At 68.4% G+C, this 26,140-nt stretch carries 24 protein-coding genes; 18 read left to right on the forward strand and 6 right to left on the reverse strand.

Annotated features, from left to right (window positions below):
* Window positions 1-102 precede the first annotated feature (102 nt).
* Window positions 103-1,959, reverse strand: coding sequence for an ABC transporter substrate-binding protein (locus tag ACFVWR_RS07835; RefSeq protein WP_387209772.1), 1,857 nt, complete (start codon window positions 1,957-1,959; stop codon window positions 103-105).
* Window positions 1,960-2,279: 320 nt separating this feature from the next.
* Between ACFVWR_RS07835 and ACFVWR_RS07840 the strand changes: the two genes are divergently transcribed.
* The gene (locus ACFVWR_RS07840; protein WP_387209774.1) at window positions 2,280-3,398 is read left to right on the forward strand and encodes a peptidase C39 family protein; all 1,119 of its coding nucleotides are present in this window, start codon (window positions 2,280-2,282) and stop codon (window positions 3,396-3,398) included.
* A 29-nt stretch (window positions 3,399-3,427) separates the two neighbouring features.
* On the opposite strand, the gene ACFVWR_RS07845 is transcribed toward ACFVWR_RS07840, so the two are convergent.
* Window positions 3,428-4,561, reverse strand: coding sequence for a M20/M25/M40 family metallo-hydrolase (locus ACFVWR_RS07845; protein ID WP_387209776.1), 1,134 nt, complete (start codon window positions 4,559-4,561; stop codon window positions 3,428-3,430).
* 108 nt (window positions 4,562-4,669) lie between these two features.
* Between ACFVWR_RS07845 and ACFVWR_RS07850 the strand changes: the two genes are divergently transcribed.
* From ACFVWR_RS07850 to ACFVWR_RS07880, 7 genes are all read left to right on the forward strand, one after another.
* Window positions 4,670-5,509, forward strand: coding sequence for a GNAT family N-acetyltransferase (locus ACFVWR_RS07850; protein ID WP_387209778.1), 840 nt, complete (start codon window positions 4,670-4,672; stop codon window positions 5,507-5,509).
* Window positions 5,506-6,630: an o-succinylbenzoate synthase gene (gene menC, locus ACFVWR_RS07855; RefSeq protein WP_387209780.1), complete on the forward strand. Its 1,125-nt coding sequence runs from the start codon at window positions 5,506-5,508 to the stop codon at window positions 6,628-6,630. The genes ACFVWR_RS07850 and menC overlap by 4 nt, the downstream gene beginning before the upstream one ends.
* Before the next feature lie 14 nt (window positions 6,631-6,644).
* The gene (locus ACFVWR_RS07860; RefSeq protein ID WP_387209782.1) at window positions 6,645-7,526 is read left to right on the forward strand and encodes an aminotransferase class IV; all 882 of its coding nucleotides are present in this window, start codon (window positions 6,645-6,647) and stop codon (window positions 7,524-7,526) included.
* A gap of 4 nt (window positions 7,527-7,530) precedes the next feature.
* Window positions 7,531-9,381 (forward strand): membrane dipeptidase, encoded by a 1,851-nt coding sequence (locus ACFVWR_RS07865; protein ID WP_387209784.1) that lies wholly within the window; start codon window positions 7,531-7,533, stop codon window positions 9,379-9,381.
* Window positions 9,378-10,907, forward strand: a complete 1,530-nt coding sequence (locus ACFVWR_RS07870; RefSeq protein WP_387209786.1) for a serine hydrolase domain-containing protein — start codon at window positions 9,378-9,380, stop codon at window positions 10,905-10,907. Before ACFVWR_RS07865 ends, ACFVWR_RS07870 begins: the two co-directional genes overlap by 4 nt.
* An 11-nt stretch (window positions 10,908-10,918) precedes the next feature.
* Window positions 10,919-11,980 (forward strand): P1 family peptidase, encoded by a 1,062-nt coding sequence (locus tag ACFVWR_RS07875; protein WP_387209788.1) that lies wholly within the window; start codon window positions 10,919-10,921, stop codon window positions 11,978-11,980.
* 87 nt (window positions 11,981-12,067) lie between these two features.
* Window positions 12,068-12,580 (forward strand): hypothetical protein, encoded by a 513-nt coding sequence (locus ACFVWR_RS07880; RefSeq protein WP_387209790.1) that lies wholly within the window; start codon window positions 12,068-12,070, stop codon window positions 12,578-12,580.
* Here the strand turns inward: ACFVWR_RS07880 and ACFVWR_RS07885 are convergent.
* Window positions 12,564-13,235: a Pr6Pr family membrane protein gene (locus tag ACFVWR_RS07885; RefSeq protein WP_387209792.1), complete on the reverse strand. Its 672-nt coding sequence runs from the start codon at window positions 13,233-13,235 to the stop codon at window positions 12,564-12,566. The genes ACFVWR_RS07880 and ACFVWR_RS07885 overlap by 17 nt on opposite strands.
* Before the next feature lie 125 nt (window positions 13,236-13,360).
* On the opposite strand from ACFVWR_RS07885, the gene ACFVWR_RS07890 reads away from it, so the two are divergent.
* Window positions 13,361-13,966 carry an HdeD family acid-resistance protein gene (locus ACFVWR_RS07890; RefSeq protein WP_387209794.1) on the forward strand — a complete coding sequence of 202 codons (606 nt, stop codon included), beginning with the start codon at window positions 13,361-13,363 and terminating at the stop codon, window positions 13,964-13,966.
* Window positions 13,963-14,265, forward strand: coding sequence for a hypothetical protein (locus ACFVWR_RS07895; RefSeq protein ID WP_387209796.1), 303 nt, complete (start codon window positions 13,963-13,965; stop codon window positions 14,263-14,265). Before ACFVWR_RS07890 ends, ACFVWR_RS07895 begins: the two co-directional genes overlap by 4 nt.
* Before the next feature lie 42 nt (window positions 14,266-14,307).
* On the opposite strand, the gene purB is transcribed toward ACFVWR_RS07895, so the two are convergent.
* Entirely contained in the window at window positions 14,308-15,687 is a 1,380-nt protein-coding gene (gene purB, locus ACFVWR_RS07900; protein ID WP_387209798.1) for an adenylosuccinate lyase, read from the reverse strand.
* Window positions 15,688-15,740: 53 nt separating this feature from the next.
* A complete protein-coding gene (locus ACFVWR_RS07905) occupies window positions 15,741-16,130 on the reverse strand; it encodes a phage holin family protein (RefSeq protein WP_387209800.1) in 390 nt (129 codons plus the stop codon).
* 178 nt (window positions 16,131-16,308) lie between these two features.
* Between ACFVWR_RS07905 and ACFVWR_RS07910 the strand changes: the two genes are divergently transcribed.
* From ACFVWR_RS07910 to ACFVWR_RS07930, 5 genes are all read left to right on the forward strand, one after another.
* Complete coding sequence (locus ACFVWR_RS07910) at window positions 16,309-17,346, forward strand: Fic family protein (RefSeq protein WP_387209802.1); 1,038 nt, start codon at window positions 16,309-16,311, stop codon at window positions 17,344-17,346.
* Window positions 17,347-17,397: 51 nt separating this feature from the next.
* Complete coding sequence (locus tag ACFVWR_RS07915; protein WP_387209804.1) at window positions 17,398-18,507, forward strand: histidinol-phosphate transaminase; 1,110 nt, start codon at window positions 17,398-17,400, stop codon at window positions 18,505-18,507.
* A 4-nt stretch (window positions 18,508-18,511) separates the two neighbouring features.
* Window positions 18,512-19,648 carry a pyruvate dehydrogenase (acetyl-transferring) E1 component subunit alpha gene (gene pdhA, locus ACFVWR_RS07920; protein WP_387209806.1) on the forward strand — a complete coding sequence of 379 codons (1,137 nt, stop codon included), beginning with the start codon at window positions 18,512-18,514 and terminating at the stop codon, window positions 19,646-19,648.
* Between the two features lie 380 nt (window positions 19,649-20,028).
* The gene (locus ACFVWR_RS07925; RefSeq protein ID WP_387209968.1) at window positions 20,029-20,994 is read left to right on the forward strand and encodes an alpha-ketoacid dehydrogenase subunit beta; all 966 of its coding nucleotides are present in this window, start codon (window positions 20,029-20,031) and stop codon (window positions 20,992-20,994) included.
* Between the two features lie 34 nt (window positions 20,995-21,028).
* On the forward strand, window positions 21,029-22,474 hold the full coding sequence (locus ACFVWR_RS07930) for a dihydrolipoamide acetyltransferase family protein (protein WP_387209808.1): 1,446 nt from the start codon (window positions 21,029-21,031) through the stop codon (window positions 22,472-22,474).
* A gap of 29 nt (window positions 22,475-22,503) precedes the next feature.
* Here ACFVWR_RS07930 and ACFVWR_RS07935 read toward each other — a convergent pair whose 3' ends face one another.
* Window positions 22,504-23,682: a low temperature requirement protein A gene (locus ACFVWR_RS07935; protein ID WP_387209810.1), complete on the reverse strand. Its 1,179-nt coding sequence runs from the start codon at window positions 23,680-23,682 to the stop codon at window positions 22,504-22,506.
* Between the two features lie 44 nt (window positions 23,683-23,726).
* On the opposite strand from ACFVWR_RS07935, the gene ACFVWR_RS07940 reads away from it, so the two are divergent.
* The 3 genes from ACFVWR_RS07940 to ACFVWR_RS07950 all read left to right on the forward strand — a co-directional run bounded on the left by ACFVWR_RS07940 (window position 23,727) and on the right by ACFVWR_RS07950 (window position 26,138).
* Window positions 23,727-24,149 carry a GNAT family N-acetyltransferase gene (locus tag ACFVWR_RS07940; protein WP_387209812.1) on the forward strand — a complete coding sequence of 141 codons (423 nt, stop codon included), beginning with the start codon at window positions 23,727-23,729 and terminating at the stop codon, window positions 24,147-24,149.
* Between the two features lie 199 nt (window positions 24,150-24,348).
* Window positions 24,349-25,263 (forward strand): metal ABC transporter solute-binding protein, Zn/Mn family, encoded by a 915-nt coding sequence (locus ACFVWR_RS07945; protein WP_387209814.1) that lies wholly within the window; start codon window positions 24,349-24,351, stop codon window positions 25,261-25,263.
* A 59-nt stretch (window positions 25,264-25,322) separates the two neighbouring features.
* On the forward strand, window positions 25,323-26,138 hold the full coding sequence (locus tag ACFVWR_RS07950; RefSeq protein WP_387209970.1) for a metal ABC transporter ATP-binding protein: 816 nt from the start codon (window positions 25,323-25,325) through the stop codon (window positions 26,136-26,138).
* The last annotated feature ends 2 nt before the right edge of the window (window positions 26,139-26,140 follow it).

Here is a 26,140-nt window from a genome sequence, read left to right on the forward strand (position 1 = left end):
CCCGCCGGGGTCCCGGTTTTTGTGTTGCACAACGCCCTACTCTTCGGGGTGGCGGGGTAACAAGGGGGGCCGGGGGTCTCCCCCCCGCGGCCACCTCAGTGATCACTCGACGTCGACGCTCTTGCGTCGGCGCACCACGAAGAAGATGATCGCACCGATCACGATGACGAGGATCACACCCCCCGTGACCAGGAGCCCGACGTTGGGCCCGGCATCGCTGCTCTTGCTGTCGCCGGCGGGGGCCACATCAATGAAGCCCCAGTAGCCGGACTGGTTCGCGATGATCCCGCCCTTCGACGGCATCATCTCGAAGCCGGTGAAGCGATCGGAGCGGTAGGCCTCCAGGCCGTTGGCGTACCAGTAGACGATCTGGGCGGTGTCGGTGAAGTTGAGCTCGAGCATCTTCTGCACGATGGCCTCACGCTTCTTCGCGTCCGTCTCGGTCTGCTGCTCCTTGTAGAGCTTGTCGTACTCCGGGTTGCACCAGCCGTCCTGCGAGGTCGCGCCGGTGCCGTCGGTCTTCGTCGGCAGGCTCGAGCAGGTGTTGATGCTGAGCTGGTAGTCGGGGTCGGGCCCGACGCTCCAGCCGCTGAAGTAGATGTCGTAGTTGCCCTTCAGCGTGTCGGCGTTGATCGTGTCCGTGTCGGTGGAGACGAGCTGGATGTCGATGCCGATCGCCTTCATCCACGGCTGGAAGTACTGCGCCGCGGTCTGCACGGTCGGGTCGGTCGAGTCGACGAAGAGCCGCAGAGACAGTCGCTGGCCGTCTTTGACGCGGATGCCGTCGGCTCCGGCCTTCCAGCCGTCGTCTTCGAGCTTCTGCTTGGCCTTCTCCGGGTTGTAGGCGAGAGCCTTCACTGCCGCCGAATCGGCCGGGAGCGTCCACTGCGGGTACGACGACGGGATGAAGCTGGTTCCCGGCTCGCCGAGGCCGTTCAGCACCTTCGACAGCAACGTCTTCGTGTCGGTGCCCATGCGGATCGCCTGGCGCACCTCGACGTCTTGCAGAGCGGGGTTCCCGTTGCCGAACGGCTGGCCGTCGACCGTCTTCAGTCCCGAGTTGAAGCTGAACGACGAGAAGCGGCGTCCGATGCCGGAGTGCTCGGTGATGCCCTCGGCGCCCTTCAGCGCCTGGAACTGCGTGGGCGTGAGGCCGGTCACGAAGTCGACGTCACCGGAGCGCAGGGCCTGCACCTGGGCATCCGAGTTCGTGTAGTAGACGTACTGGATCTTGTCGATCTTCGGGGCGCCCCGCCAGAAAGTCGGGTTCGCCTTCATGGTGATGAACTGGTTCGCCTTGTAGCTCTCGAGCAGGAACGGCCCCGATCCCACGACATCCTTGTCGTTGGAGTATTTCGCCGGGTCGGAGATCTTCTCCCAGACGTGCTGGGGAAGAATCGGAACCTCGATGCCCGGGTTCGGCGCCTGGGGTGCCTTCAGGTCGATGATCACGGTCTTCTTGTCGGGCGCCTGCACGTCCGCGAAGTTGGCGACGAAGTTGCCGTTCGCCACGGCGAGGTCGGGGTTCGTCATCATCTGGTCGAACGTGAACTTCACGTCTGCCGAGGTGATGGCCTTGCCATCGGACCACTTGAGGCCGTCTTGCAGGGTGTACACCCACTTCTTGCCGCCGTCTTCGATCTTCCAATGATCGGCGAGACCCTTGGTGGGTGAACCGTCGCCGGCGCTGTTCTGCACGAGGTTCTCGTACATGTAGCGGAAGAGGTTGGTGGGGAGGAGGTAGATCGAGGTCCACGGGTTGAAGCTGTCGACGAAGCCGGAGGTCGCGATCCGCATCGTCTTGGCATCTTTGCCCGACGAAGGGGACGACGACGGGTCGGCGGCGTGCACGCCGGTGGGCGTCGCGGCGTTGGCCGCGCCGGCCGGTGCGGCGATGATCGCTGCCGCCGCGACGAATGACAGCGCGCGGATCAGATGTTTGCGGTGTCTGGAGCGCATGAGAGTCCTTCCATCGGCCGAGGTCCAGAGCAGGACCACGAGGGTTGCAGTAATGGAACAGCATGGAACAGGTTCAGGTCAACGTATTCGTTCCAGATATTAATCAGACCGTAACGAGTTACAAGTGATTCTCGGGTCGCGGATGCGGTCGGTCGACGAGCACGGTTGCGCCGAGCATCCAGACATTCGGCTGATCAGACCGCATAAATCGATGCAGGCGTCGTTCTGTCGCGCCGCGCCCATTCTCGGATGCAGCTTGACGTCTCGATGGGCATGGGAAATGATCCGTATCGGATCATTCCTTTGCGGACGGAGACGCTGTGCTCTCGACACCGATGGGTGGCACGGCCTCCGAGCCGGCCGCATGGCAGACGCGGCTCGTGCGCGCCGACGTCTCTTCCGGATGGGACGGACGCACCTGGACGTCCGAAGTCTTGGAGCCCGGATTCCGCGCCGACCAGGCGGTGGCCTCGTGGAACCTCGAAGCCGACGCCGCCGCTCTCATCGAGCTCCGCGCTCGCACGCTCGACGGGACATGGCACCCCTGGCAGGAGGCGGCGTTCTGGGGAGGACCGGGTGGGCGCCGGAGCCCTGCGCCGCCGGCGGGAAGCGACGGCCAGGGCCCACAAGTCGACGGTCCGACGGTGCAGACCGACATCCTCACGGCCCGGTCGGGAGAGTTGTTCGACGCGGCGCAGCTGCGCATCACGCTGCTCGACGGTTTGCACGAAGCGACCGTGCCTCCCCCTCTTCATCTGGCCGCGCTGAGCTTCAGCGCGCCCGGCGGCTCAGACGGCGATGAGTCGGATGCCGACGAGCGCCGCGGTGCGGAACCGGTAGGTGCGGCGGCGGCCTTGCAGCCGCTCTCCCAGCGCGCCTACCCGAGTCGACCAGACCTCGGCGGCGGCGGACCCGCCTGGTGCTCGCCGACCTCGTTGACCATGGTGCTGACGGCGTGGGGCGCACAGCTCCCCTCGGCGGCGCCCACCGAGGTGCCCGCCGACGCCGACCCTCGCGTGCCATGGATGGCGCGCGCCGTCTACGACGCGGCATTCGACGGCACGGGCAACTGGTCGTTCAACGCCGCCCTCGCGGGAGAGTTCGGATTCGACGCGGTGGTCACCCGGTTGGCGTCGCTGCAGTCGGCACGCGTGCTCACGGAGGCCGGCATCCCGCTCATCGCGTCCATCGCGTTCGAGGCGGGGCGACTTCTGGGCGCCGACTACGACACGTCGGGGCATCTCCTGGTCATCCGGGGCTTCGATTCGCGGGGGGATGTGCTGGTGGCCGACCCGGCGAACCCGGGCGGACGAGAGGGGCTCCGCACCTACCCGCGCGAAGCGTTCGACGCCGCCTGGTCGCGGAGCCGGCGCACGGTTTACCTGATCACCCCGCGCGGACACGCGCTGCCTGCGGTGACGGATGACGGTGGCTGGTGAAACGGCCGATCCTCACGCCACCCGCGCCCTCAGGCGGTCGGCGCCGGGACGTCGGCCAGCACGGCCTCGAGCAGGTCGATCCGCTCGCCCAGCGAAGCGAGCGACACGTGTTCGGTGACCGCGTGCGCACCGCCGCCGCGAGGGCCGAACCCGTCGACGGTGGGGATGCCGAGGCTTCCGAGCAGGTTCGTGTCCCCTGCGCCGGCGGCAGGCCGGCCGGTGATGGTCTGCTCGACGCTTCGGCCCGCGGTGGCGATGAGTCCGAGAAGCTCGTCGTCGGCGCTCGACGGGTTCCAGGCCGGTCGATGGCTGAGCAGCTGTGTTTCGACCACGGCGCCGTCGCGTACGGGCGCGAGTGCGTGCAGTGCCGCGAGCACGGACTCCTCGGTCGCGGCATCCAGAAACCGCAGCCCGATCTCGGCATCGGCTTCGGCGGGCACCACGTTCGCTCGCCCGCCACCGCTGATGGTGCCGACGTTGCAGAGCACCTCGGAAGCGAGGGCCGTATCGGTCACGATGCCGCGCACGGCAACGAGCTGATCGACGAGTTCGTCGATCGCGGAGACGCCGCTGCCGGGGTCGAGCGCCGCGTGAGAGGCGCGGCCGCGAACGGCCAGTCTCACGCGAGTGCTGCCACGCCGGCCGACCTTGAGCGCGCCATCCGGATGCGGGGATTCGAAGCCGATCGCACCCGCGACACTGTGGGCGCAGGAGCGCAGCAGCGCTTGTGTGGTGGGCGAGCCGACCTCCTCGTCGCACACGATCACGGCACGCACGCTGCGGTGCCGCCGGTTTCGCAGGCGCTCGATCGCGGCCACCATGACGAGCAGTCCGCTCTTCATGTCGTAGACCCCGGGGCCGCGCACCGTGTCGCCGTCGACCGACCACGGCACGGTGGTCTCGATGCTGTCGTGCGGCCACACGGTGTCCGAATGCCCGACCAGCAGCAGAGGATCGCCGACCCCGTTCACCTCGGCGACGAGGTTGGCTCCCGCCTCGGTGCGCTCGAGGCGCACCGACGCGCCCGCGGCATCCCACCACTCCGCCAGAACTTCGGCCATGCGCTCGCTCGCGGGGGCGTCGAACGAGGGCGACTCGATGCGCGCGAGGCGTTCGAGCCGTTCCAGGGTGTCGCGCTGCGCGCCGTTCCCGGGCTGTGTCATGTCGCATCCTCTCGCCGTCTTACGAATCATATCGATTGCTTGCTCGTGGCAAACAGGACCGATAGCCTGGCGACTCGAGTTGTAAGCGCCAAACATAGGAAACGTATCGTGCCCCAGGCTCCCACCGCTCCGCTGCACGCCGAGACGTTGCGCACCGGTGACGAGTTCCGCGCGGCGGCCGCGCTGTACACCCGCGTGTTCGGGTACGAGCGGCCCGAGTTCTCCCTGAATCCCAACCTCCTCAGCGCGCTGGCGCGCAATGGCGGCTCTGCTGTCGGGGTGCGCACTGACGCCGGCGAGCTGATCGGCTTCGCCTACGGGTTCGCCGGCCGTGACGCATCCGGCCACGACTTCCACTACTCGCAGGCCGCCGTCGTCGACGCGGCCCACCAGGGCGAGGGCGTGGGGCGGATGCTGAAGGAACGCCAGCGCGAGGTGGCGCTCGGCTGGGGGCACCGCACCATGCGCTGGACGTTCGACCCTGTTCTCTCGCGCAACGCCCACTTCAACTTCTCGTCGCTGGGCGCCGACGGCGTCGGGTTCGTCGAGGACTATTACGGCCGCCCCGGCACCGATCGGGTGCTCGTCGAGTGGAACCTGACCCGCGACCACGACCCCTTCGCCGACCTGCGTCGCGCAGACCCGCCGCCTCTCGGCCGGGCGCACTGGGGAGAGGTGGTTCACCGCACCATCGAACGTGCCGACGGCTCGGTGCAAGATGCCGCGTGGGTCGCTGTGCCCGCCCAATCGCCCACCGTGTCCGTCGATGGCGAAGAGCGCGCCTCCCACGATCGGGTGCGCGTGCAGCTGCGGCGGTCGATCGCGACCCTGGTCGACGCGGGGCGCGTGCTGGTGGCCTGCCGACGGATCGACGACGGCACGGCCGCCTATCTCGCGGTGCACGCGCACCACTCCGAATCCGAATCCGACAAGGAGCCCACTGCATGAGGATCGACCGGCTGCGCGTCTTCGACGTGAACCTCCCTCTCGTCCACGGCTTCGAGACGAGCTCGCACCGGAAGACAGGGCTCAACCACCTGCTGGTGGAAGCCACGGGTGCGGATGGCCTGGTGGGCTGGGGCGAGATCGCGACGCCGTCCGACCCGTTCTACGGTTCGGAGACCACCCGCGCCGCCTGGGCGATCGCCGAACGATACCTCGTGCCGGTGGTGCTCGGCGCGACGTGGGAGGCACCCGAGGAGCTCGAGGCCACCTGGCGGCGCATCCGGGGGCACGAGTTCGCGAAAGCGGGCTTCTCGATCGCAGCGTGGGATCTGTATGCGCAGGCTGGCGACCGGTCGCTCGCGAGCGCGCTCGGCGGCACGCGCACGGAGGTGGTCGCCGGTGTCTCGCTCGGCATCGAGCCGACGCTGGACGAGCTGCTCACCCAGGTCGCTCGACAGGTGGACGCTGGATACGGTCGGGTGAAGCTCAAGATCGCGCCCGGCTGGGACGTCGAACCGGTGCGGGTCGTGCGGGCCGCCTATCCAGACCTCGACCTGCATGTGGACGCGAACGGCGCCTATCCAGAGTCCGACGAGTCCACCGCGGTGATGCGTGCCATCGACGCGCAGCGCTTGACGATGATCGAGCAGCCGTTCGCGCCGCGCGACTTCGTCGCCCACGCTCGCCTGCAGTCGGTGCTCGACACCCCGATCTGTCTCGATGAGTCCGTCGTCGATGTCGCCGACCTGCACACGATGCTCGCGCTCGACGCCGGTCGCGTGCTGAACATCAAGGTGTCCCGGATGGGCGGCCTCACCGCAGCGCGGCGTGCGCACGACATCGCCCGGGATGCCGGGGTGCCGGTCTGGTGCGGTGGCATGCACGAGTTCGGTGTGGGCCGGGCGGCCAACGTGGCGCTGTCATCCCTTCCCGGCTTCACCCTTCCCTCCGACGTCTCCGGTTCGGACAAGTACTACGCCCGCGACGTGATCGTGCCGCCCGTCATCGCGCGCGACGGCGTCGTACAGGTGCCGACCGGCCCGGGCATGGGCCACCATGTGGATGTGGACTGGGTGCTGCGCAATTCGTCCCGCACCCTCGACACCTCGGCCGCGGCCGCCTGAACGGGAGGATCACCGTGCACGCTCTCACTCTTCACCGCCTCGACCTCGGTTCCGCCGGGGAGCCGGCCGACTGCGTGACCAGCCTCGAACCGCAGGACGCGCTCCTGACCGCCACCGACCTGTCGGCGACGCGCGGCGACGGCATCTTCGAGACCGTCGTCGTCGTGCACGGGATCCCGCAGGCGCTCGAAGCGCATCTCGAACGGTTCGAACGCTCCGCGGCGATGCTCGACCTGCCCGCGCCGCGCCGTGACCTGTGGCGCTTCGCCGTTCTCGCGGCGGCGGAGGCACTGAGCGCCCACACTCCGCGCGGCGCTGTGAAGTTCGTGATGTCGCGCGGTGACGAGGCGGCAACCGGCGGCCCGACCGGCTGGGCGCTCGGGTTCGCGCCCGACAGCCGCCCGGGTGGAGCGACGCCCGAGATCGCTGTCGTGCTGCTCGACCGCGGGTACCGGCACGACGTGGCGCAGACCTCGCCGTGGTTGCTGCAGGGCGCCAAGACCCTCTCTTACGCGATCAACCTGGCGGCACTGCGCGAGGCCGAGCGGCGAGGCGCCCAGGATGTCATCTTCACGAGCATCGACGGGTTCGTGCTCGAGGGGCCCAACTCCACGGTGATCGCCCGGATCGACGACGTGTATGTGACGTCGCCGGCCGAGCTGGGCGTGCTGCCCGGCACGACGCAGGCCGACGTGTTCGCGGCGCTCGCCGATCAGGGTGCAGCGGTCGAGACGCGGCGGATCGACGTCGACGAGCTGCGCCGCGCGGATGCGATCTGGTTGTGTTCGAGCACGCGCGGCGCCGCCCCCGTCCGCTCCCTCGACGACATCCCCTGGGAGGTCGACATCCCGGTCACGGATCGGATGAACGACGCCCTGAACGCGCGGAAGGGCTAGAGCGATGATCCCTGTCATCGACGGTCATAACGACATCGCCTGGGCCCGCCGCGAACGGCACGGCTACCAGGCCGCCGGGATCGACGCATCCCTGCCCGACCTCCACACCGACCTCCCGCGTCTGGCGGCCGGCGGCGTCGGCGGCCAGTTCTGGTCGGTGTGGGTCGACCCTGTGCTGACGGGTGCCGAACAGGTGACGGCCACCCTCGAGCAGATCGATTTCGTGCACAGGCTGGTGGAGGCGCATCCGGATCGGCTGCGGTTCGCCCGCACCGCGAACGACGTGCGCGCCGCGATCGGCGACGGACGCATCGCGTCGCTCATCGGGGTCGAGGGCGGCGCCCAGCTCGACGGCTCGCTCGCGGTGCTGCGCCAGTACGCGCGGCTCGGAGCGCGGTATCTCACGCTCACCTGGTCGCGCACGACGGAGTGGGCGGACTCCGCGACCGACGAGGCGCGCCACGGCGGTCTGACCGACTTCGGGCGCGAGGTGGTGCGGGAGATGAACCGCATCGGTGTGATCGTGGACCTGGCCCACGTGGCGCCGTCGACGATGCGCGACGCGCTGCAGGTCAGCGAGCGCCCTGTCATGGTGAGCCATTCGTGTGCGCGTGCGCTGTGCGACCACCCGCGCAACGTGCCCGACGACGTGCTGCGCGACATCGGCGCCGGAGGCGGAGTGGTGATGGTGGCGTTCGTTCCCTCGTTCCTCTCCCCCGCCCGCAACGCCTGGGTGCGTGGCGGCGAGCACGGGGAAGCGCCGCCGGTCGGCATCGCCGACGTGGCCGACCACATCGAGCACATCCGCAGCGTCGCCGGCGTGCATGCCGTCGGGATCGGCGCCGACTACGACGGCACCGACGCGATGCCGACGGGTCTGGAGGATGTCTCCCGTTACCAAGACCTGCTCGACGAGTTGCGCCGGCGCGGCTGGTCGGAGCCGGAGCTCGTGGCACTCGCCAACGAGAACGTGCTGCGCGTGCTCCAAGCCTCCGACGCCGACCACCTGGCCTTCCTCGATGGCTCCGCTCCGCCGCCGAGCGCCGCGGCACTCGCGCCCGCGGTGGACACGGCGACCCGCGACGACAGGCGACGGTCGAGCGGCCCCCGCGTTCTCGTCGTGGTGAACGCGAAAGGGTCTCGGCCGCGTCGTCTCGGCACGTGGCTGGAGGAGAAGGGCATCGCCGTGGATGTCGCGGTCGGCGAGGATGGGCTGCCCCCCGACCTCGACGGCTATGCCGGGCTCGTGATGCTGGGCGGCGGCCTCATGCCCGACGACGACGCGCGTGCACCGTGGCTGGAGCGGGAGCGCTCGCTCGCCCGCGAGGCGATCGCGGCCGACCTGCCGACGCTCGGGATCTGCCTCGGTGGACAGATCCTGGCGCATGTCGCCGGGGGCGAGGTGCGCGCATCCTACGGTCCCAAGGAGCGCGGGTCGACCGTGATCTCGACGTCCGAGGCCGGCCGCCGCGACCCGGTGATCGGCGGGTTCGGCGATGCTGCACCCATGATCGAGAACCACCAGGACATGATCACCGCGCTGCCTCCCGCCGCGGTGCTGCTGGCATCGAGCGACGCGGTGGCGAACCAGGCCTTCCGGCTGGGCGACCGCGTCTACGGGCTGCAGTTCCACCCGGAGGTCTCCGCGGAAGACCTGTTGCGCTGGAAGGAGCCGACCTCGCCGTCTCCGGACGACAGGCCGGTGGCCGAGCTCGTCGAGGAGGCGCGCCGAGTCGACGAGCACAACACGCGAGCCAGCCGCGCCCTGGTGACGGGGTTCGCCGACGAAGTGCGGTCGTTCGCGGAGCTGTCGGCCGCCACCCGCGCGTCCGCTGCCCGACCGGGGGCCCGATGATCGGGGAGGCGGCGCTCGCTGGCCACGCCCGTGACGCGCTCGCCGCGCGACTGGACGACGCGACTTTGCGGCGTGCGCCCGCCTCGATCGCCGCCGTCACCGACCGCGGTCGCGTCGTCGCAATGAGCGCGCACGGCCGGCCCCGCCTCGACGGCCGACCCACCACCGAGAAGACGATCTTCAGGATCGCGTCGATGTCGAAGAGCTTTCTGGCCGCGACGGCGCTCGCGCTGCGAGACGAAGGTCAGCTCGACCTCCACGCTCCGGCCACGGAGTATGTGCCGGAGCTGGCGTCAGCCCGGTTCGACGACGGCACGGTCTCCCTCACGCTCGACGCCCTTCTCTCCAATCGCAGCGGCTTCGCCGAGGACAACCCCTGGGGCGACGCACACCTCGGGGCCTCCCGTGATGACATGGCGGCGGTCCTCGCCGCAGGGCCGAAGTTCGCCACCCGCCCCGGCGCCGAATATCAGTACTCGAACCTGGGCATCTCGCTCCTCGGCCGTGCGATCGAATCGGTCACCGGGCGTCCCGTTGAGGATGTCGTGCGCGAGAGGATGCTCGACCCGCTGGGCCTGCGCGACACGCGCGCATCCGCCGACCTCTACGGCGATGACGCCGACCTCGCCGCCGGCTTCCGCACCTTCGACGACGGCATGACCTTCGCGCCGGAACCGTTCGTCGGCACGGGCGCTCTCGGCTGCATCGGAAGCCTCTTCAGCACCGTGCACGACATCGCGCGCTGGGCGCACTTCCTCGGATCGGCCTTCGACGACGCCCCAACTGACAACGCCGCCGCAGACGTCGCCGTGCTCAGCGCGGCGTCCCGGCGCGAGCTGCAGACCGCTCGCACGCTGATCCCGATCGGATCGCGGCCGCCCGGCCGTGAGCTCGACGGCATCGGCTACGGGTACGGTCTCGTCGTCGAGCACGACAGGCGTTTCGGCCGCATCGTGCAGCACGCCGGTGGGCTCCCCGGCTTCTCGTCGCACATGCGCTGGCAGACCGCCACCGGCATCGGGGTGATCGTCTTCGGAAACTCCGACGCGTTCGGCGCGGGAGCGGTGGCCGCCGACGTGCTCGCCGACGTGCTGACCAGGGTGAACGCTCCCGCGGCCGTCGTCCGTCCGTGGCCGGAGACCCTGGCCGCCGCACGGCGCATCGACCAGCTCATCGCCGAGGGCCGGCCGCTCTCCGACGCATCCGGCCTCCTCACGGACAACGTGCTGCGTGACGTGCCGGAGGAGGTGCGAGAGCGCAGGCTTGCCGCGGCGCTCGCCGAGGTCGGCGATGTTCGGGCGGATGCGGGCCCCTTCACCGAGCGGATCGTCGCTGCCTCCGATCGTTCAGCCCTCCGCTGGGTGGTGCCCTGCGAGCGTGGAGCCCTGGTGTGCGAAGTGCACCTGGTCGGCTTGCGCGAGCCGCTGGTGCAGGAGTTCGCGATCCAGGTGGCCGACATCAGTGGCCGTAAGCCCCGCGAGGAATCCGCTCGCGTGACCGACCACCACCTGGTCGCGCTGGACTGAAGGGCGCACACATGGATTCCGACGAGACTCGCGTTCGCCTCGCCGACCTCGGAGTCGGCCCTGGCGCGTTCCTGCGCGGCCCCCGGAACGCGATCACCGACGTTCCCGGTGTGCTCGTGGGCCACGCGACCGTGCACACCGGGCGGCTCCACACGGGCGTGACAGCGGTCGTTCCGGAGCAGCTCGGAGCTGCGCGACGGTGGCTGCCCGCAGGCCTTGCCGTCGGAAACGGCTACGGGAAGCTGGTCGGCGCGACGCAGATACAGGAGCTGGGCGCCATCGAGACGCCGATCCTCCTGACGAGCACCCTCTCGGTGTATCGGGTGGCGGACGCGCTGCTGGGGCACATGCTCGCCCGGCCGGGCTATGAGGAGACGACGACCCTCAATCCCGTGGTCGGCGAGACGAACGACGGGTTCCTCTCCGACATCCGTTCGCGCCCGCTCGGCGAACCGGAGGTCGAGGCTGCGTTGGCGGCCGCCTCCGCAGGCCCCGTCGAGGAGGGCAGCGTCGGAGCGGGCGCCGGAACCGTCGCGCTCGGGTTCAAGGGCGGCATCGGCACATCCTCACGTTCGGTCCCCGTGGGCGACGGGCGGTACACGGTGGGCGCCGTCGTGCAGACCAACTTCAGCGGAACGCTCTCGATCGCCGGGGTCGGGATGCCGGCGAGCGAGCTCGTGCCGGGTCCGATCGCGGAGACCGTGGGCAACTCGTGCATGATCGTCGTCGCGACGGACGCACCGCTCGACAGCCGCCAGCTCGCGCGGTGCGCACGGCGCGCGGTGTACGCGATGCGAGGCGCCGGTGCGGATTTCGCGCAAGGCAGCGGCGACTACGCGATCGCCTTCTCGGTGGGAGAAGGACGGGTGCCGGATGACGCGGCCCTCTCGCCGCTGTTCCTGGCGACCATGGATGCGGTCGAGGAGTCGATCGTGAACTCGATCCTCGCCGCCACCACGCAAGTGCACGACGACGGCAGGGTCGCCCACGCCATCCCGATCGCCGCCGTGCGACAGCGCCTCGCCGCCGCGGGCATCGGCTCGGCCGGTCCGACGACCGCTCCCACCCGCTGACTCCGCCGGGGCGAATCGGCCTGGAGGATGACATCCCTCCCTCCGTCGTACGATGCGTTCGCATCGAAAATGGGGTGGAATGGCATCATGAACGTCACTCTTCTCTCCCTGGTCCAGGGCGTCGGCGTCGTGGTTCTCGCGACGGTGGCGTTCACCCTCGCCCTCACCTGGCCGACCGTGATCGCCTCGATCTCGGGGATGCGCTCCGAGCGTTCGCGGATGCTGACCTTCGCCGGTCTCGGCTTCGGGCTGCTGCTCACCACCGTGCCGCTCTACCTGGCCCCCGGCCTGCTCCTCCGTGACGGCTTCGAGCCCGCCTTGGCTCTGATGCTCGCGGTGACGTGGCTGATCGCCGTCGCATCCCTTGTGGTCCGCGGATTGCTGCTGAGCGGTTTCCAGCGCGTCGTGTCTTTCGCGTTCGCCGTGATCGCCGGGTCGGGACTGATCGCCGGCTTCATCTCGGCGGTGTGCGCGCAGCACCGCATCGCGGACACCATCACTCCGACCGGCGCTTTTCTGCTCGTGGTGGCCGCGATCGCCGGCATCGTGTTCTGGTCGAGCTCCGACCTGGAGACGCCTGCGGTCAGCGGGCGCGCCTGAACCTGCGCGACCACCAGACCACGCCGAATCCCGCGCCGAAGATCACCACGGCGATCAGGATCACGTAGAACGACACCGAGAGGTAGCCGTTCGCCGAGGTCGCCGGGTTGAGAAAGGGATAGGGGTACCAGGGCATCACACCGGTCACCGGATCGATGCCGACCGGCCCACGGATCAGGGTGTACACCGCCCAGACGATGGGGAACCCGACGATCCACCACAACACCTTGTTGCGGAGGGGTGCGCGGCCGGGCGCGAAGAACCAGTCGAGCAGGATGTACACCGGGCCGACAACGTGGAGCACCTCGTTCGCCCACTCGACCGTCGTGCCCTGGGGCAGTGCGATGTTGCGCAGCAAGAGGTTGTAGACGATGCCGGTGACAGCCATGTAGGTCGTGGCCACGGCACGCAGCACGGTGAACCAGTGCGGGTCGTCCCCCTTGCGCGCGAAGAGGATGACCGCGCCGATCAGCAGCACCACGACGTAGAGCACGTTCGAGTCGATGGTGAAGAAGCTGAAGAAGTTCAGCACGAAAGCGCCGACGTCGCCATTCTTGTTCACGACGTTGTTCACGCTGGTCGCGAACTGCGCCCCCACCGCTGCGATCGTGAGCGCCGCCATCAGCACGCGCACGATTCCGAACCCGATCCGCATCCGTTTCTCCCCTGCCGAACCGTGGTGCGCCGACGTCTGACATCGCCGAGCATAGTGAAGCGGCGTGGTCCGCGCGCGGCAAACGCGCAGCAAGGGCGCGACTAAACTGGAACGGATTCCCTGTCGTGAGAGAGGTCGCCGCCGTGGCACCCGCTGTTCCAGCCCAGAAGTACGCACGGTACTGGGTCGTACCCGTCGTGCGCGCCGTGCTCGCCCTCGTGGCGGCGGCCGTGATCACGTTCACCCGTGACGCTCACACGGCCGAGTTCGGGCTCATCGTTTTCGGCGTCTTCGCTGTGATCGACGGCGCTGTGGTCGCCGTGCTCAGCCTGCGGATGCTCGCCGACCGCGTCACCGGCAGCGTGTTCGCCGTACAGGGCGCCATCGGGGTCATCGCCGGTGCCCTCGCGCTCTCGCTCGCCGGCAGCGGTCTCGGACTCTACCTCTTCGTGGTGAGCGTCTGGGCGGCCCTCACCGGCTTCCTCGAGCTCTACAGCGGTTTGCGCAATCGCTCGAAGCACCCCGCATCCCGAGACTGGATCATCACCGGTGCGCTCACGGCGCTGCTCGCCGTCATCTTCTTGCTCATCCCCTCCGATGCGATCCTGGCGATCGGGCTCTTCGGCGCGTGGGCTGTGCTGGTCGGTGTCTTCCAGGCGATCGGCGGCGTCTCCCTGCGAGGGAGCGCGAGCGGCACGCCCGCAGAACAGAACGTGGAGAGTGGATCGTGAGCAAGCGCGACAAGAAGGCCACCGCCGGTGCCGGCGCTGCCGGGCCGAGCCGTCGGGACAGGTTCTTGCCCGCCGAGCTGCTCGGCATCTCCGGCGCGCTCGGCGTCTTCGTCGGCCTCATCGTGCTCATCGCGACGCGTGAGTTCGTTCTCGCCGGTATCTCGCTCGGCCTGGCGTTCATTCTCTCACTCGTCTTGATGGCGCTGTTCGCGCTGGCGTTCAAGCCGAATGCCGCCGAAGTGCACGACCTCGAAGAGCAGAACGCCGCCCACCCCGACGATCGTCCCGCCCCTCACTGAACCCGCGCCTGACCTTCGGGCTCGCAGGCTGGCCGGCAGGCGTCAGAGGTAGGTGAGGAGGTCGGAGGCCAGCCCCGTGTAGGTCTGCGGCGTGAGGTCGAGCAGCCGGCGCTTCGCGGCCTCCCCGATGTCGAGGCCGTTCACGAACTCGGCGAGGCCCTCGGCGTCGACGCGCTTTCCCCGGGTCAGCTCCTTGAGCATCGCGTAGGGGTCGGTGATCTGCGAGCGCCCTGCGGTGACCTCGGCACGGATGACCGTCTGGATCGCCTCGCCGAGAATCTCCCAGTTGGCGTCGAGGTCTGCCGCGAGCAGGTCGCGGTCGACGGCGATCTGACCGAGGCCGCGCTGGATGTTGTCGAGCGCGAGCAGTGAGTGGCCGAGCCCGACGCCGATGTTGCGCTGAGTGGTCGAGTCGGTGAGGTCGCGCTGCAGCCGGCTGGTGACCAGGGTCGCGGCGAGCGAGTCGAGCACGGCAGAGCTCAGCTCGAGGTTGGCTTCGGCGTTCTCGAACCGGATCGGGTTCACCTTGTGCGGCATCGTCGACGAGCCCGTCGCGCCGGGTTCCGGCGTCTGACGGAAGTAGCCCAGCGAGATGTACGTCCAGATGTCGGTCGCGAGGTTGTGGAGCACACGATTGGCGTGGGAGATGCGGTTGTAGAGCTCGGCCTGCCAGTCGTGGGATTCGATCTGGGTGGTGAGGGGGTTCCAGTCGAGCCCGAGACTGGTCACGAACTCGCGCGAGATGCGGGGCCAGTCGGCTTCCGCATCCGCGACCCGGTGAGCCGCGAACGTGCCGGTCGCGCCGCTGAACTTGCCCAGGTATTCGCTCTGCGAGATCTGCTTGCGGATGCGGTCGAGCCGGTAGACGAACACGGCTAGCTCTTTGCCCATGGTGGTGGGGGTGGCGGGCTGGCCGTGCGTGCGTGCCAGCATCGCGTCGTCGCGGTATTGGAAAGCCTGGTCGCGGAGTTCGTCGATGACCGCTCGGAACTTGGGCAGCCAGACCTCGTTGACGGCGGCGCTCACCGTGAGGGCGTAAGAGAGGTTGTTGATGTCTTCGCTCGTGGCGGCGAAGTGGGTGAGCTCGGCGATGTGGTCGAGTCCGAGGGCTTGCAGCCGCTCGCGAACCAGGTATTCGACGGCCTTGACGTCGTGCTTGGTGGTGGCCTCGAGCTCGGCGAGCCTGTCGATCTCGGGCTGGCCGAACTCGGTGACGAGAGCGCGCAGCGAATCGACCTGCTGGTCGGTGAGGGGGGACGACCCGAACATCCGGTGGCTCGTCAGGTAGATGAGCCATTCGACCTCGACCTGCACGCGCGCCCGGTTCAGACCGGCCTCCGACAGGTGATCGCCGAGGCCGAGCACGGCCGAACGGTAGCGGCCGTCGAGCGGGCTCAGGGGCTGGGGAGGCAGGGCGGTCATGAGGCTCCTTGCGAGTGGGGTACCCCGCTATTCTCCCGCATCCGCCGGGCTGCTCAGGAGCGTCGGGTGAGCGGGCGCAGGATGAGCCCGATCAGCCAGGCGATCACGGCGAGCACGAGGGCGCCGAGCACGCCCCACCAGAAGCCGTCGATGAAGAGCCCGAAGCCCATCGCCCCGCTGATCCACGCCACGATCAGCAGCAGCAGCCCGTTCACGATGAAGGAGATGAGGCCGAGGGTGAGAATGTAGAGAGGGAAGGCCACGATGCGGATGACCGTTCCGACGAGCGCGTTCACCACGCCGAAGATCAGCGCCAGCAGCAGATACGTGAGGATCGTCGGGAACTCGCCTTCGGCGTAGGGCCGAACCGTCACACCGGCGACGATGAGCGTCGTGAGCCACAGGGCCAGGGCGTTGATGATGAGCCGCAGAAGGAATCTCATGGCTCCATGATGGCAGGGGCTCCCCGCTTCAGCGATGGCAACTTTAATTGCGCGGGTGTAATTTAAAGAAACAGCGCCGAAACTGGACACCCGAAAGCAATTCGAACATTTCGCGTTTGCTGCGTATCCACTCGGAGGGCAACCCGATCTCTCCAGCCGTACATGGAACGCAATTGCAATGGCCAGTCATGCGCTCGGACGACTCGAACAAGGTGCCCGGCTTGTACCCAATCCAGCTCTTCTTCGCCGCCCCACCCTGCAACGCGAGGCGCAGAGCACCTCGGCGCTGGAAGGAACATATGCACCTATCGAAGAGGTCATGGCTGCAGATCTCATCGACTCGCACTCACGTTCTTCTGCCCTGCGCGAAGTCATCAACTACATCGTCGCTGCGGAGCGGGCGTTCGACTGGATCGATTCGGGAAGAACCTTGACGATCGGCCTTTTGGGCGAGCTTCACCAACTCTTGGTGAGCGGAACAGCCGCAGATACCGAGGAAGCCGGCCGAATTCGAAAGATTCAGGTCGTAATCGGTTCGCGCGGCGGCAGCGTCTATGACGCAAGGTTCATCCCCGCTCCGACTGGTACGACGTTGCATGCAAGCGTCCAGGACCTGATCGATTGGATGCGTCCAGATGGGGGCGAGGGCATCAACTCCATCGTCAAGGCCGCAATGGCCCATTACCAGTTCGAGACTCTGCATCAGTTCAATGATGGAAATGGGCGAATCGGTCGCCTACTGATAGTTCTGCAACTGGTCACAGACGGCCTCATAGGCCAGGGGCTGCTGAGCGTGTCGCCTTGGTTCGAGCGCCGTCGAGAGCAGTACCAAGATCTCCTGTCGGAAGTGAGCGCTTCGGGGGACTGGGACTCGTGGATCGACTTCTTCGCGCGAGGGATCGAGTCATCTGCACGCGACACCGCTTCCCGCATGTCCGAACTACTTGAAGTCCAGGCTCACTATCACGCGATCATCACGGAGAGCGGGACTCGGGGCGTGGTCAGGGATATCGCCGACGTGCTCATCGGAAGCCCGTACGTGACGATCCCCTTCCTCGTCAGCCAGACGGGTAAGACCTACCCAGCCGTGAAGACTGCAGTAGCGCGACTCATTGAACTCGGAGTACTGGAGGAGCGACCAGGTGCGAGCCCCCACCTCTTCCGCGCCCCGCTCGTGGTGGCCGTAACATCGCGTCCGTCGACGGCGGAGGGCTAAAGAAGGGAAGGAATTCTCCCGGAGGAATGCACCCGCCGGTAGGTTGGGTCTGTGAATACCGAGGATGCAGGCGGCGTGAAACTGCGCCCTGAGATCGTGGCGGTTCCCGCCTACAAGCAGGGCAGAGCCGCGCCGGCCGACGGCTTCAAGCTGTCGAGCAACGAGAACCCTTTCCCGCCCCTGCCGGGTGTGGTGGAGGCGATGACCGCGGTGCTCGGTGAGCTCAACCGGTATCCGAACGCCGGAGGGCTCGATCTGCGGGAGCGTCTGGCCGAGCGGCACGGGGTCTCCGCCGATCAGGTGCACCTGGGCAACGGATCCGTTTCCCTGCTCGCCCAGCTCATCTCGGCGGCGGCCGGCGTCGGCGACGAGGTCGTCTACTCGTGGCGCTCGTTCGAGGCCTACCCCGGGCTCGTGACCGTGACGGGCGCGACGAGCGTGCAGGTGCCGAACCGGGCAGACGGCGGCCACGACCTCGACGCGATGGCGTCGGCGATCACCGATCGCACCAGGGTCGTGATCGTGTGCACCCCGAACAACCCCACCGGCGCGATCGTGACGGCCGCGGAGTTCGAAGCGTTCATGGCGTCCGTGCCCTCCTCGCTGCTGGTGCTGCTCGACGAGGCCTACTACGAGTTCGTCACTGACGACGCGTCGGTCGACGGCATCCCACTGCTGAAGCGCTACCCGAACCTCGTCGTGCTGCGAACGTTCTCGAAGGCATACGGCCTCGCGGCGGTGCGGGTCGGCTACGCGGTCGGCCCGGTGGCCGTGCTGAACGCGGCACGGTCGGCCGCCATCCCGCTCTCCGTCACCGACGTGGCCCGGGCGGCCGCTCTGGCCTCGATCGACGCGGAGGAAGAGCTCATGGAGCGCGTGGCCCGCATCGCGATGCGCCGGGACAGGCTTCGGGATGCGCTGATCGCGCAGGGCTGGAACCTCCCGCAGGCGCAGGGCAATTTCGTCTGGCTGGCGACGGGCGAGCACACCGCCGCGGCCAACGACGCGTTCTTCGACGCCGGGCTGACCGTTCGCGCATTCGCCCCTGAGGGAATCCGAGTCAGCGTTGGCGAGGAAGAATCTGTGGAGAAACTCCTTGAAGTCGCCGGGGATATTGTGCGGAACCTACCAAATGGGCACCCCGCCAAGCGGTTAGGTTAGTACGGTGGCTGCCACGAACGATACCCAGCGCCCGACCGACACCGTTCAGCTCCTGACGGCCGATGGCCGTTTTCAGCCGAGCGATCCGGCGGCGGAATACCTCCCCTACCTCGAGCGTCTCACCGAGAGCGACTACCGCCGGTTCTACCGCGACATGGTCGTGGTGCGGCGGTTCGACCACGAGTCCGCCAACCTTCAGCGGCAGGGCCAGCTCGCGCTGTGGGTGCCGAGCCACGGCCAGGAGGCCGCGCAGGTCGGCTCGGCCTACGCCGCGCGCCCGCAGGACCACATCTTCCCGTCCTACCGCGAGCACGTCGTCGGCATGATCCGCGGTCTCGACCCGGTCGACATCCTCCGGATGCTCCGCGGTGTGACCCTGGGCGGCTGGAACCCCGCCGAGAACGGCAACTTCCACCTCTACTCCCTGGTGCTCGGAACGCAGAGCCTGCACTCCACCGGGTATGCCATGGGCATCCAGCTCGACGGCAAGGCCGGCACCGGAGACCCGGACAAAGACGAGGCGGTGATCGTCTATTTCGGTGACGGCGCCTCGTCGCAGGGCGATGTGAGCGAAGCCCTCGTCTTCGCGGCGAGCTACCGCACACCGCAGGTCTTCTTCCTGCAGAACAACCAGTGGGCGATCTCGGTTCCGGTCGAGCGTCAGTCGCGCACACCGTTGTACCTGCGCGGCAGCGGCTTCGGCATCCCCGGCACACGCGTCGACGGCAACGACGTTCTCGCGTGCTACGCGGTGACAGCCAAGTGGCTCGACGAGGCGCGCGCGGGCGAGGGCCCTGCCCTCATCGAGGCCATGACCTACCGGGTGGGAGCCCACACGACGGCCGACGACCCGACCAAGTACCGCACCGAGGAAGAACTGCAGTCGTGGATAGCGCGCGACCCGATCGCCCGCTACCGCGCCTACCTGGCCGACCTCGGCGTTGGTGAGTCGTTCTTCTCCTCGGTCGACGAAGAAGCGGCCGACCTCGCCGCCGACGCCCGTCGGCGACTGCTCGAGGTCACGCCGCCGCCCATGGACATCATCTTCGACCACGTGTATGCGGAACCGCATCCGCTCGTCGCGGAGCAGAAGGAGTGGGCGCAGCGGTATGAGGCGTCCTTCGACGAGGAGCGCGCATGAGCGACCTGGACCACCGTTTTCCCGTGATCGACGATCGCCCGGCGCACGACGACGAAGCCATCGAGGTGCACGAGGCCGAACTGATCGACGAGCCCGCCGCCGCTGAAGACGAGATCGTGGTCGAAGACGCGGTGGTCGTCGACGACGAGCCCGCGACCGACATCACCGCCGCGTTCACCGTCGACGCCGACCCGGATGCGCTGACCGGCGACGTTCCCAAGAGCGAGTTCGAAGAAGAGGCGGCCGCCGAGGCGAACGACGCCGAGCCCGGCCAGGCCGAGCCAGACGCCGTCGAACCGAGCGGGACCGAGGGCGAGCCCGCGGCCGCTGTGCCCGCCCCGCCGGCGGAGCCCGCCGCGCCCGCGAACCCCATCGTCTCGATGCCGCTCGGCAAGGCCATCAACAAGGGTCTGCACGACGCCCTCGCCAACGATCCCAAGGTGCTGCTGATGGGCGAGGACATCGGCCCGCTCGGCGGCGTCTACCGGGTGACCGAGGGGTTGCACGCCGAGTTCGGGCCCCAGCGCGTGCTCGACACGCCCCTGGCGGAATCCGGCATCCTCGGAACGGCGATCGGGCTCGCGATGCGCGGCTACCGGCCGGTGTGCGAGATCCAGTTCGACGGCTTCATCTTCCCCGCGTTCGACCAGATCACCACCCAGCTCTCCCGGATGCGCAACCGGCACGAGGGCACTGTCACGATGCCCATCGTGATCCGGGTGCCGTACGGCGGCCACATCGGCTCGATCGAGCACCACTCGGAGAGCCCGGAGGCGTACTTCGCGCACACTCCCGGTTTGCGCGTGGTCAGCCCGAGCAACTCGCACGACGCCTACTGGATGATCCAGGAGGCCATCGCCTCCGACGACCCGGTGCTGTTCTTCGAGCCCAAGAGCCGGTACTTCGTGAAGAGCGAGATCAACCTGGCCGAGAACGCCTCACCGCTGCACTCGGCGCGGGTCGCGCGGGCCGGCACGGATGTGACGGTCGTCGCCCACGGCGCCATGGTCTCGACCCTGCTGCACGCGGCCGACCTGGCCGCCGAAGAGGGCAAGAGCCTCGAAGTGATCGACCTGCGGTCCATCTCACCGATCGACTACGCGCCGGTGCTCGACTCCGTGCGCAAGACCGGGCGTCTCGTCGTCGTGCAGGAGGCGGCGGGCAACGCGAGTGTCGGCTCCGAGATCGCCGCGACCGTCGCCGAGCGAGCGTTCTACTCCCTGGAGGCCCCGGTCATCCGGGTGTCCGGATTCGACACGCCGTACCCGCCGTCGAAGGTCGAGGGGATGTACCTCCCCGACGCCGACCGCGTGCTCGAGGCCGTCGACCGCAGCCTCTCCTACTGATCTCGACTTCACCCGTACCGAAAGAAGTAGCACCATGAGCGATTCCAAATTCCTCCTCCCCGACGTGGGCGAAGGCCTGACCGAGGCCGAGATCGTCTCCTGGAAGGTCGGCCCTGGGGATGCGGTGGCTGTCAACCAGGTGCTGGTCGAGATCGAGACGGCCAAGTCGCTCGTCGAGCTGCCATCGCCGTTCGAAGGTGTGGTCGGCGAACTCCTCGTCTCGGAGGGCCAGACCGTCGACGTCGGAACGCCCATCATCACCGTGTCGAACGCCGGCGACGACGCAGCCCCGCCGGCGCCCGAGCCCGTCAGCGAGGTGGAGCAGGCGGCGGAGGACACGGCGGCGAGCGTGTCGCACGAAACGGATGCGGTTCCCGCCGCCGAGAACGCGCCGCTCGTGGGCTACGGTGCCAGCGGTCATGGCACGAGCCGCCGTCGGCGTGTGACCCACCCGGGCACGAACGCTGCCCCGGCTGCTGCCGCCCCCGCGTCTTCCGCGGTTGCCGCCGCGCCGGTCGGGCCCCCCGCCACGGCGCCGGCCCCCGCGCCGGCCGCTGCCCCCGCGACACCGACCCCCGCGCCGCTGACGGTGCGCCACGAGGTCGCCGTGGTGCCGAACATCCCGGTGATCGCGAAGCCGCCCATCCGCAAGCTCGCGAAAGACCTCGGCGTCGACCTGAGCCAGGTCACGCCCACCGGCCCCATCGGCGATGTCACTCGCGACGACGTGCTGCGGGAGGCAAACCAGGCCAGCGTGTTCCGCAACATCCAGACGCCGGAGTGGCCGAACGACCGCGAAGACCGCATCCCCGTCAAGGGCGTGCGCAAGGCGATCGCGAACGCGATGGTGTCGAGCGCGTTCAGCGCTCCGCACGTCAGCCTGTTCGTCGACGTCGACGCCACCCGCACGATGGAGTTCGTGAAGCGTCTGAAGAACTCCCCCGACTTCGCCGGCGTGAAGGTCTCTCCGCTGCTCATCATGGCCAAGGCGATGATCTGGGCGATCCGCCGCAACCCCACCGTGAACTCGTCGTGGACCGACGAGGAGATCATCGTGCGGCACTACGTGAACCTCGGCATCGCGGCCGCGACGCCGCGAGGGCTCATCGTTCCGAACGTCAAAGAGGCGCAGGACATGTCGCTGCTGCAGTTGGCGGCGGCCCTCGAGCAGCTCACGCTGACCGCCCGTGACGGCAAGACTCCCCCGGCCGACATGGCGGGCGGAACGATCACCATCACGAACATCGGCGTGTTCGGCATGGACACGGGAACGCCCATCCTGAACCCCGGCGAGGTCGGCATCGTCGCCCTCGGCACGATCAAGCAGAAGCCGTGGGTCGTCGACGGCGAGGTGCGTCCGCGCTTCGTCACGACGCTCGGCGCATCCTTCGACCACCGGGTGGTGGATGGCGATGTCGCCTCCCGCTTCCTCGCCGACGTCGCCTCGATCATCGAGGAGCCCGCGCTGCTGCTCGACTGAGCGAAGGCGGGTCGGCTCCGAGCCCGCGGTCAGTTCGTGCGGTACCAGACGATGGCGCCGTACGTGGCCGGAACCGCGAGCGCCGCTAACGCCACGACGAACCCTTCGGTCGCGGTGAGCGGTGCCCCGGCCGCAGCGAGCGCGACCATGATGAGGCCGACGCCGGCTTTCAGGGCGGGGCTGATCACGGCGTTCGTCGGCTCATCGGGTGCGCGCATGAGAGTCGTCTCGATCGCCGCGATGGTGACGAGGGTGAGGCCGAGCCCGCCGAAGAGGAGGAGCCGTGGGAAGGGCTCCATCGGGTCGCCCGGAGCGTGCAGAGCCAGCGCGATCCCGACGCCGACGACCACGATTCCGAGCAGCATCGCCATGTGCAGGTACACCCAGCCCAGCGCGATGAAGAAGCGCGGGCGAACGGGCCGTCTGGCGATGAAGTCGTAGTAGACCCACCACATCCCAAAACCGATCGCCAGCCCGAGAACCGCGTCGGAGATCGTCAGGGCCGAGAGGCGTTCGACGGCGTTGGCGGTGGCGACGGACTGGATGATCTCGGCGACCGTCTCGCCGAGCACGATCATGGTGAAGAGGCCGAACCGTTCCGGAAACTTGTCTTCCGTGATGGGTGGGAGGCCGACCTGGAGCCTGCCCGTGATCGCCGGGGTCACGATCTCGACGAGCACCGCGGCCGCCCAGAGCGTCAACCGGGTCTCCGCCGGAACGAAGAAGCTGACGATGAGGAGAGCAGCGGCGACGAGGAAGCCGCCCAGAAAGCCGAGCGACGCCCGGCGGAACCGGGAAACGTAATAGCCGGCTCGCAGCCAGAGCGCGATGTTGAGCACGCGAGCCAGCAGGTATGACGACGCGAACCCGATGTAGTTCGTCCCCAGGCCGTCGTGACCCCAGACCGCGAGTCCAGCCACGGCGACGATCCCCACGAAGGTGAAGAGCCGGCCCTCGATGCCGTCGGACTCGAAACGCTCGGTGTAGTAGGTGAAGGCGTTCCACACCCAGAAGACGGCGAAGAACTGGAGGGAGAAGGCCAGCAGGTCGTGGGTCTCGTCGAGGTCTGCGGCGAGCACGGCCACGATGACCACGAAGACGAGGTCGAAGAAGAGCTCCAGCCAGCCGACGCGGTGCGGCTCGCGGCCGTCGTCGCGCAGTTCGGGTGTGCGCCAAGCGCCCCGTCTCCGCCTCACCGCCTCGGCCATGGTTCATTGTGCACCGCGCCGCGGCACGCGCATAGGCTGGACGGATGACCGAGATCTCGCTGCAGTCGCCTCAGTCGCTCGGCCACGACGAGGTCATCGCGCTGTACGAATCGGTGGGGTGGAGCGCGTACACGAAGGATGCGGACCAACTGCTCCGAGCGCTGGCCGGGTCGACCGCGCTGGCGACGGCGCGTGACGGCGGGCGGCTGGTCGGGCTGGCCCGGGTCGTGACGGACGGGGCGAGCATCCTCTACCTGCAGGATGTGCTCGTCGCCCCCGACGCGCAGCGCACCGGCCTCGGCCGCCGGCTCGTCACCGCGCTGCTCGACGAGTATCCCGGCGTTCGCCAGAAGGTGCTCCTCACCGACGACGAGCCCGGCCAGAAGGCGTTCTACGAGTCGCTCGGCTTCGGCGACACGCGTGAAGCGCACGGCGGAATGCTCCGCGCCTTCGTGCGGTTCGACTGACCACCGGTGCTCTCTCCGTTACCGGTTCGCCTGTGTCGTCGGCGAGGGGCGGGTTGTTGCGGGCTAGCGGCCCGCCCCGGCCACAACGAGTTGCCCCTCGCCGGTAGTTCGCGGTTTTGACAATCATTATCAATAAGCCGTATGGTCGTACTCGTGCCCATCTTGGGCCGACACTTCCCGACTTAGACAGGCCCCCTGTATGAAGACGCGATACCTCGTCTCGCTCCTCGCCCTCTCCGCCGCTGCGGCGCTGGCGCTCACCGGATGTTCGGCCGACGCCGCCGGCTCCCCCGCATCCTCGACCGACGGGCTCTCCGTCGTCGCGAGCACAAACGTCTACGGTGACATCGCCAAAACCGTCGCCGGCGACGCCGTGACCGTCACCTCGATCATGGACAATCCCGACCAGGATCCCCACTCGTTCGAGGCGAGCGCCCAGAACCAGCTGGCGATCTCGAAAGCCGACATCGTGATCGAGAACGGCGGCGGCTACGACGACTTCATGGACACCATGCTGAAGTCTGCGAAGAGCAAAGCCGCCGTGCTGAACGTCGTCGACATCTCGGGCAAGAAGGCTCAGAGCGGCGGCGAGCTGAACGAGCACGTCTGGTACGACCTGCCGACCATCGGCAAACTGACCGGCGAACTGGTCGACGCGCTCTCGAAGGCCGACTCCGGACAGGCGGCGACGTTCAAAGCCAATGGTGACGCCTTTCTCGGTGAGCTGACGAAGCTCCAAGGGCGCGAAGCCGACCTCAAGCAGAAGTACGCGGGCGAGGGCGCAGCCATCACCGAGCCGGTTCCGCTCTTCATGCTCGAGGCGATCGGTCTCGAGAACAAGACGCCGAACGCCTTCAGCGAGGCCATCGAGGAGGGCACGGATGTGTCCCCCGCCGTGCTCAAGCAGACCATCGACCTGTTCGCCTCCGGCGGCGTGAAGCTGCTCGCCTACAATGAGCAGACCAGCGGCCCGGAGACCGAGAAGGTGCTCTCCGCCGCCAAGAGTTCCGGCGTCGCGGTGGTGCCGGTGACGGAGACTCTCCCGAGCGGCAAGGACTACATCAGCTGGATGAGCGGCAACCTCGACGCGATCGCCAAGGCTCTCGGCGAGTGACAGACAGCGCACCAGGGCGGGAGCCGCTCGACCGCGTACCAGCGCCGGCCGAGCGGCCCGTGGTGTTGCGGCTGCGGGATGCCGACCTCGGCTTCGGCGACCGCACCCTGTGGAGCGGGCTCAGCATCGACGTGCACGCCGGCGAGTTCGTGGCCGTGCTCGGGCCGAACGGTTCGGGCAAGACGAGCCTGCTGAAGACGATCCTCGGCCAGCAGCAGCTCGACGCCGGAAGCATCGAGTTCGACGGGCATCCGGTGCGCCGCGGCGATCGTCGTATCGGCTACATCCCTCAGCAGAAGCTGATCGCGGCCGGAACCCCGATGCGCGCCCGCGATCTCGTGGCGCTCGGCGTCAACGGGCATCGCTGGGGCCTTCCGGTTCCGACGCGCTCCGACCGGGCGCAGGTGGACAGGCTCATCGACGCCGTTGGCGCCCGGCGCTACGCCGACGACCCGGTCGGCTCCCTCTCCGGCGGCGAGCAGCAGCGGCTGCGCGTCGGCCAGGCGCTCGCCGGAGACCCTGCGTTGCTGCTCTGCGACGAGCCGCTGCTCTCCCTCGACCTGCAGCACCAGCGGGGTGTGAGCGAGCTGATCGACCGCAGGCGCCGGGAGCACGGGAGCGCCGTCGTCTTCGTGACGCACGACGTGAATCCCGTGCTCGGAATGGTCGACAAGGTGCTCTACCTGGCCGGCGGCCGGTTCCGTGAGGGCGCTCCCGACGAGGTGCTGCGCAGCGACGTGCTGACCGACCTCTACGGCACTCCGGTCGACGTCATCCGCAGCCGGGGCCGCATCGTGGTCGTCGGCATCCCGGATGCGGAGACTCACGACCACCACCATCACGCGAGCACGCCGCACGAGGAGCCCCGCGCATGATC

It is taken from the genome of Leifsonia sp. NPDC058292, from assembly GCF_042880955.1.
Lineage (GTDB): Bacteria > Actinomycetota > Actinomycetes > Actinomycetales > Microbacteriaceae > Leifsonia.

What these genes read in the sequence shown, in the direction of transcription:
- ACFVWR_RS07835 (WP_387209772.1), bottom strand. Translation starts at nt 1,959, where the DNA reads ATGCGCTCCAGACACCGCAAACATCTGATCCGCGCGCTGTCATTCGTC.
- ACFVWR_RS07845 (WP_387209776.1), bottom strand. Translation starts at nt 4,561, where the DNA reads ATGACACAGCCCGGGAACGGCGCGCAGCGCGACACCCTGGAACGGCTC.
- menC (WP_387209780.1), top strand. Translation starts at nt 5,506, where the DNA reads ATGAGGATCGACCGGCTGCGCGTCTTCGACGTGAACCTCCCTCTCGTC.
- ACFVWR_RS07865 (WP_387209784.1), top strand. Translation starts at nt 7,531, where the DNA reads ATGATCCCTGTCATCGACGGTCATAACGACATCGCCTGGGCCCGCCGC.
- ACFVWR_RS07870 (WP_387209786.1), top strand. Translation starts at nt 9,378, where the DNA reads ATGATCGGGGAGGCGGCGCTCGCTGGCCACGCCCGTGACGCGCTCGCC.
- ACFVWR_RS07875 (WP_387209788.1), top strand. Translation starts at nt 10,919, where the DNA reads ATGGATTCCGACGAGACTCGCGTTCGCCTCGCCGACCTCGGAGTCGGC.
- ACFVWR_RS07880 (WP_387209790.1), top strand. Translation starts at nt 12,068, where the DNA reads ATGAACGTCACTCTTCTCTCCCTGGTCCAGGGCGTCGGCGTCGTGGTT.
- ACFVWR_RS07885 (WP_387209792.1), bottom strand. Translation starts at nt 13,235, where the DNA reads ATGCGGATCGGGTTCGGAATCGTGCGCGTGCTGATGGCGGCGCTCACG.
- purB (WP_387209798.1), bottom strand. Translation starts at nt 15,687, where the DNA reads ATGACCGCCCTGCCTCCCCAGCCCCTGAGCCCGCTCGACGGCCGCTAC.
- ACFVWR_RS07905 (WP_387209800.1), bottom strand. Translation starts at nt 16,130, where the DNA reads ATGAGATTCCTTCTGCGGCTCATCATCAACGCCCTGGCCCTGTGGCTC.
- ACFVWR_RS07910 (WP_387209802.1), top strand. Translation starts at nt 16,309, where the DNA reads ATGGCCAGTCATGCGCTCGGACGACTCGAACAAGGTGCCCGGCTTGTA.
- ACFVWR_RS07925 (WP_387209968.1), top strand. Translation starts at nt 20,029, where the DNA reads ATGCCGCTCGGCAAGGCCATCAACAAGGGTCTGCACGACGCCCTCGCC.
- ACFVWR_RS07930 (WP_387209808.1), top strand. Translation starts at nt 21,029, where the DNA reads ATGAGCGATTCCAAATTCCTCCTCCCCGACGTGGGCGAAGGCCTGACC.
- ACFVWR_RS07935 (WP_387209810.1), bottom strand. Translation starts at nt 23,682, where the DNA reads ATGGCCGAGGCGGTGAGGCGGAGACGGGGCGCTTGGCGCACACCCGAA.
- ACFVWR_RS07940 (WP_387209812.1), top strand. Translation starts at nt 23,727, where the DNA reads ATGACCGAGATCTCGCTGCAGTCGCCTCAGTCGCTCGGCCACGACGAG.
- ACFVWR_RS07945 (WP_387209814.1), top strand. Translation starts at nt 24,349, where the DNA reads ATGAAGACGCGATACCTCGTCTCGCTCCTCGCCCTCTCCGCCGCTGCG.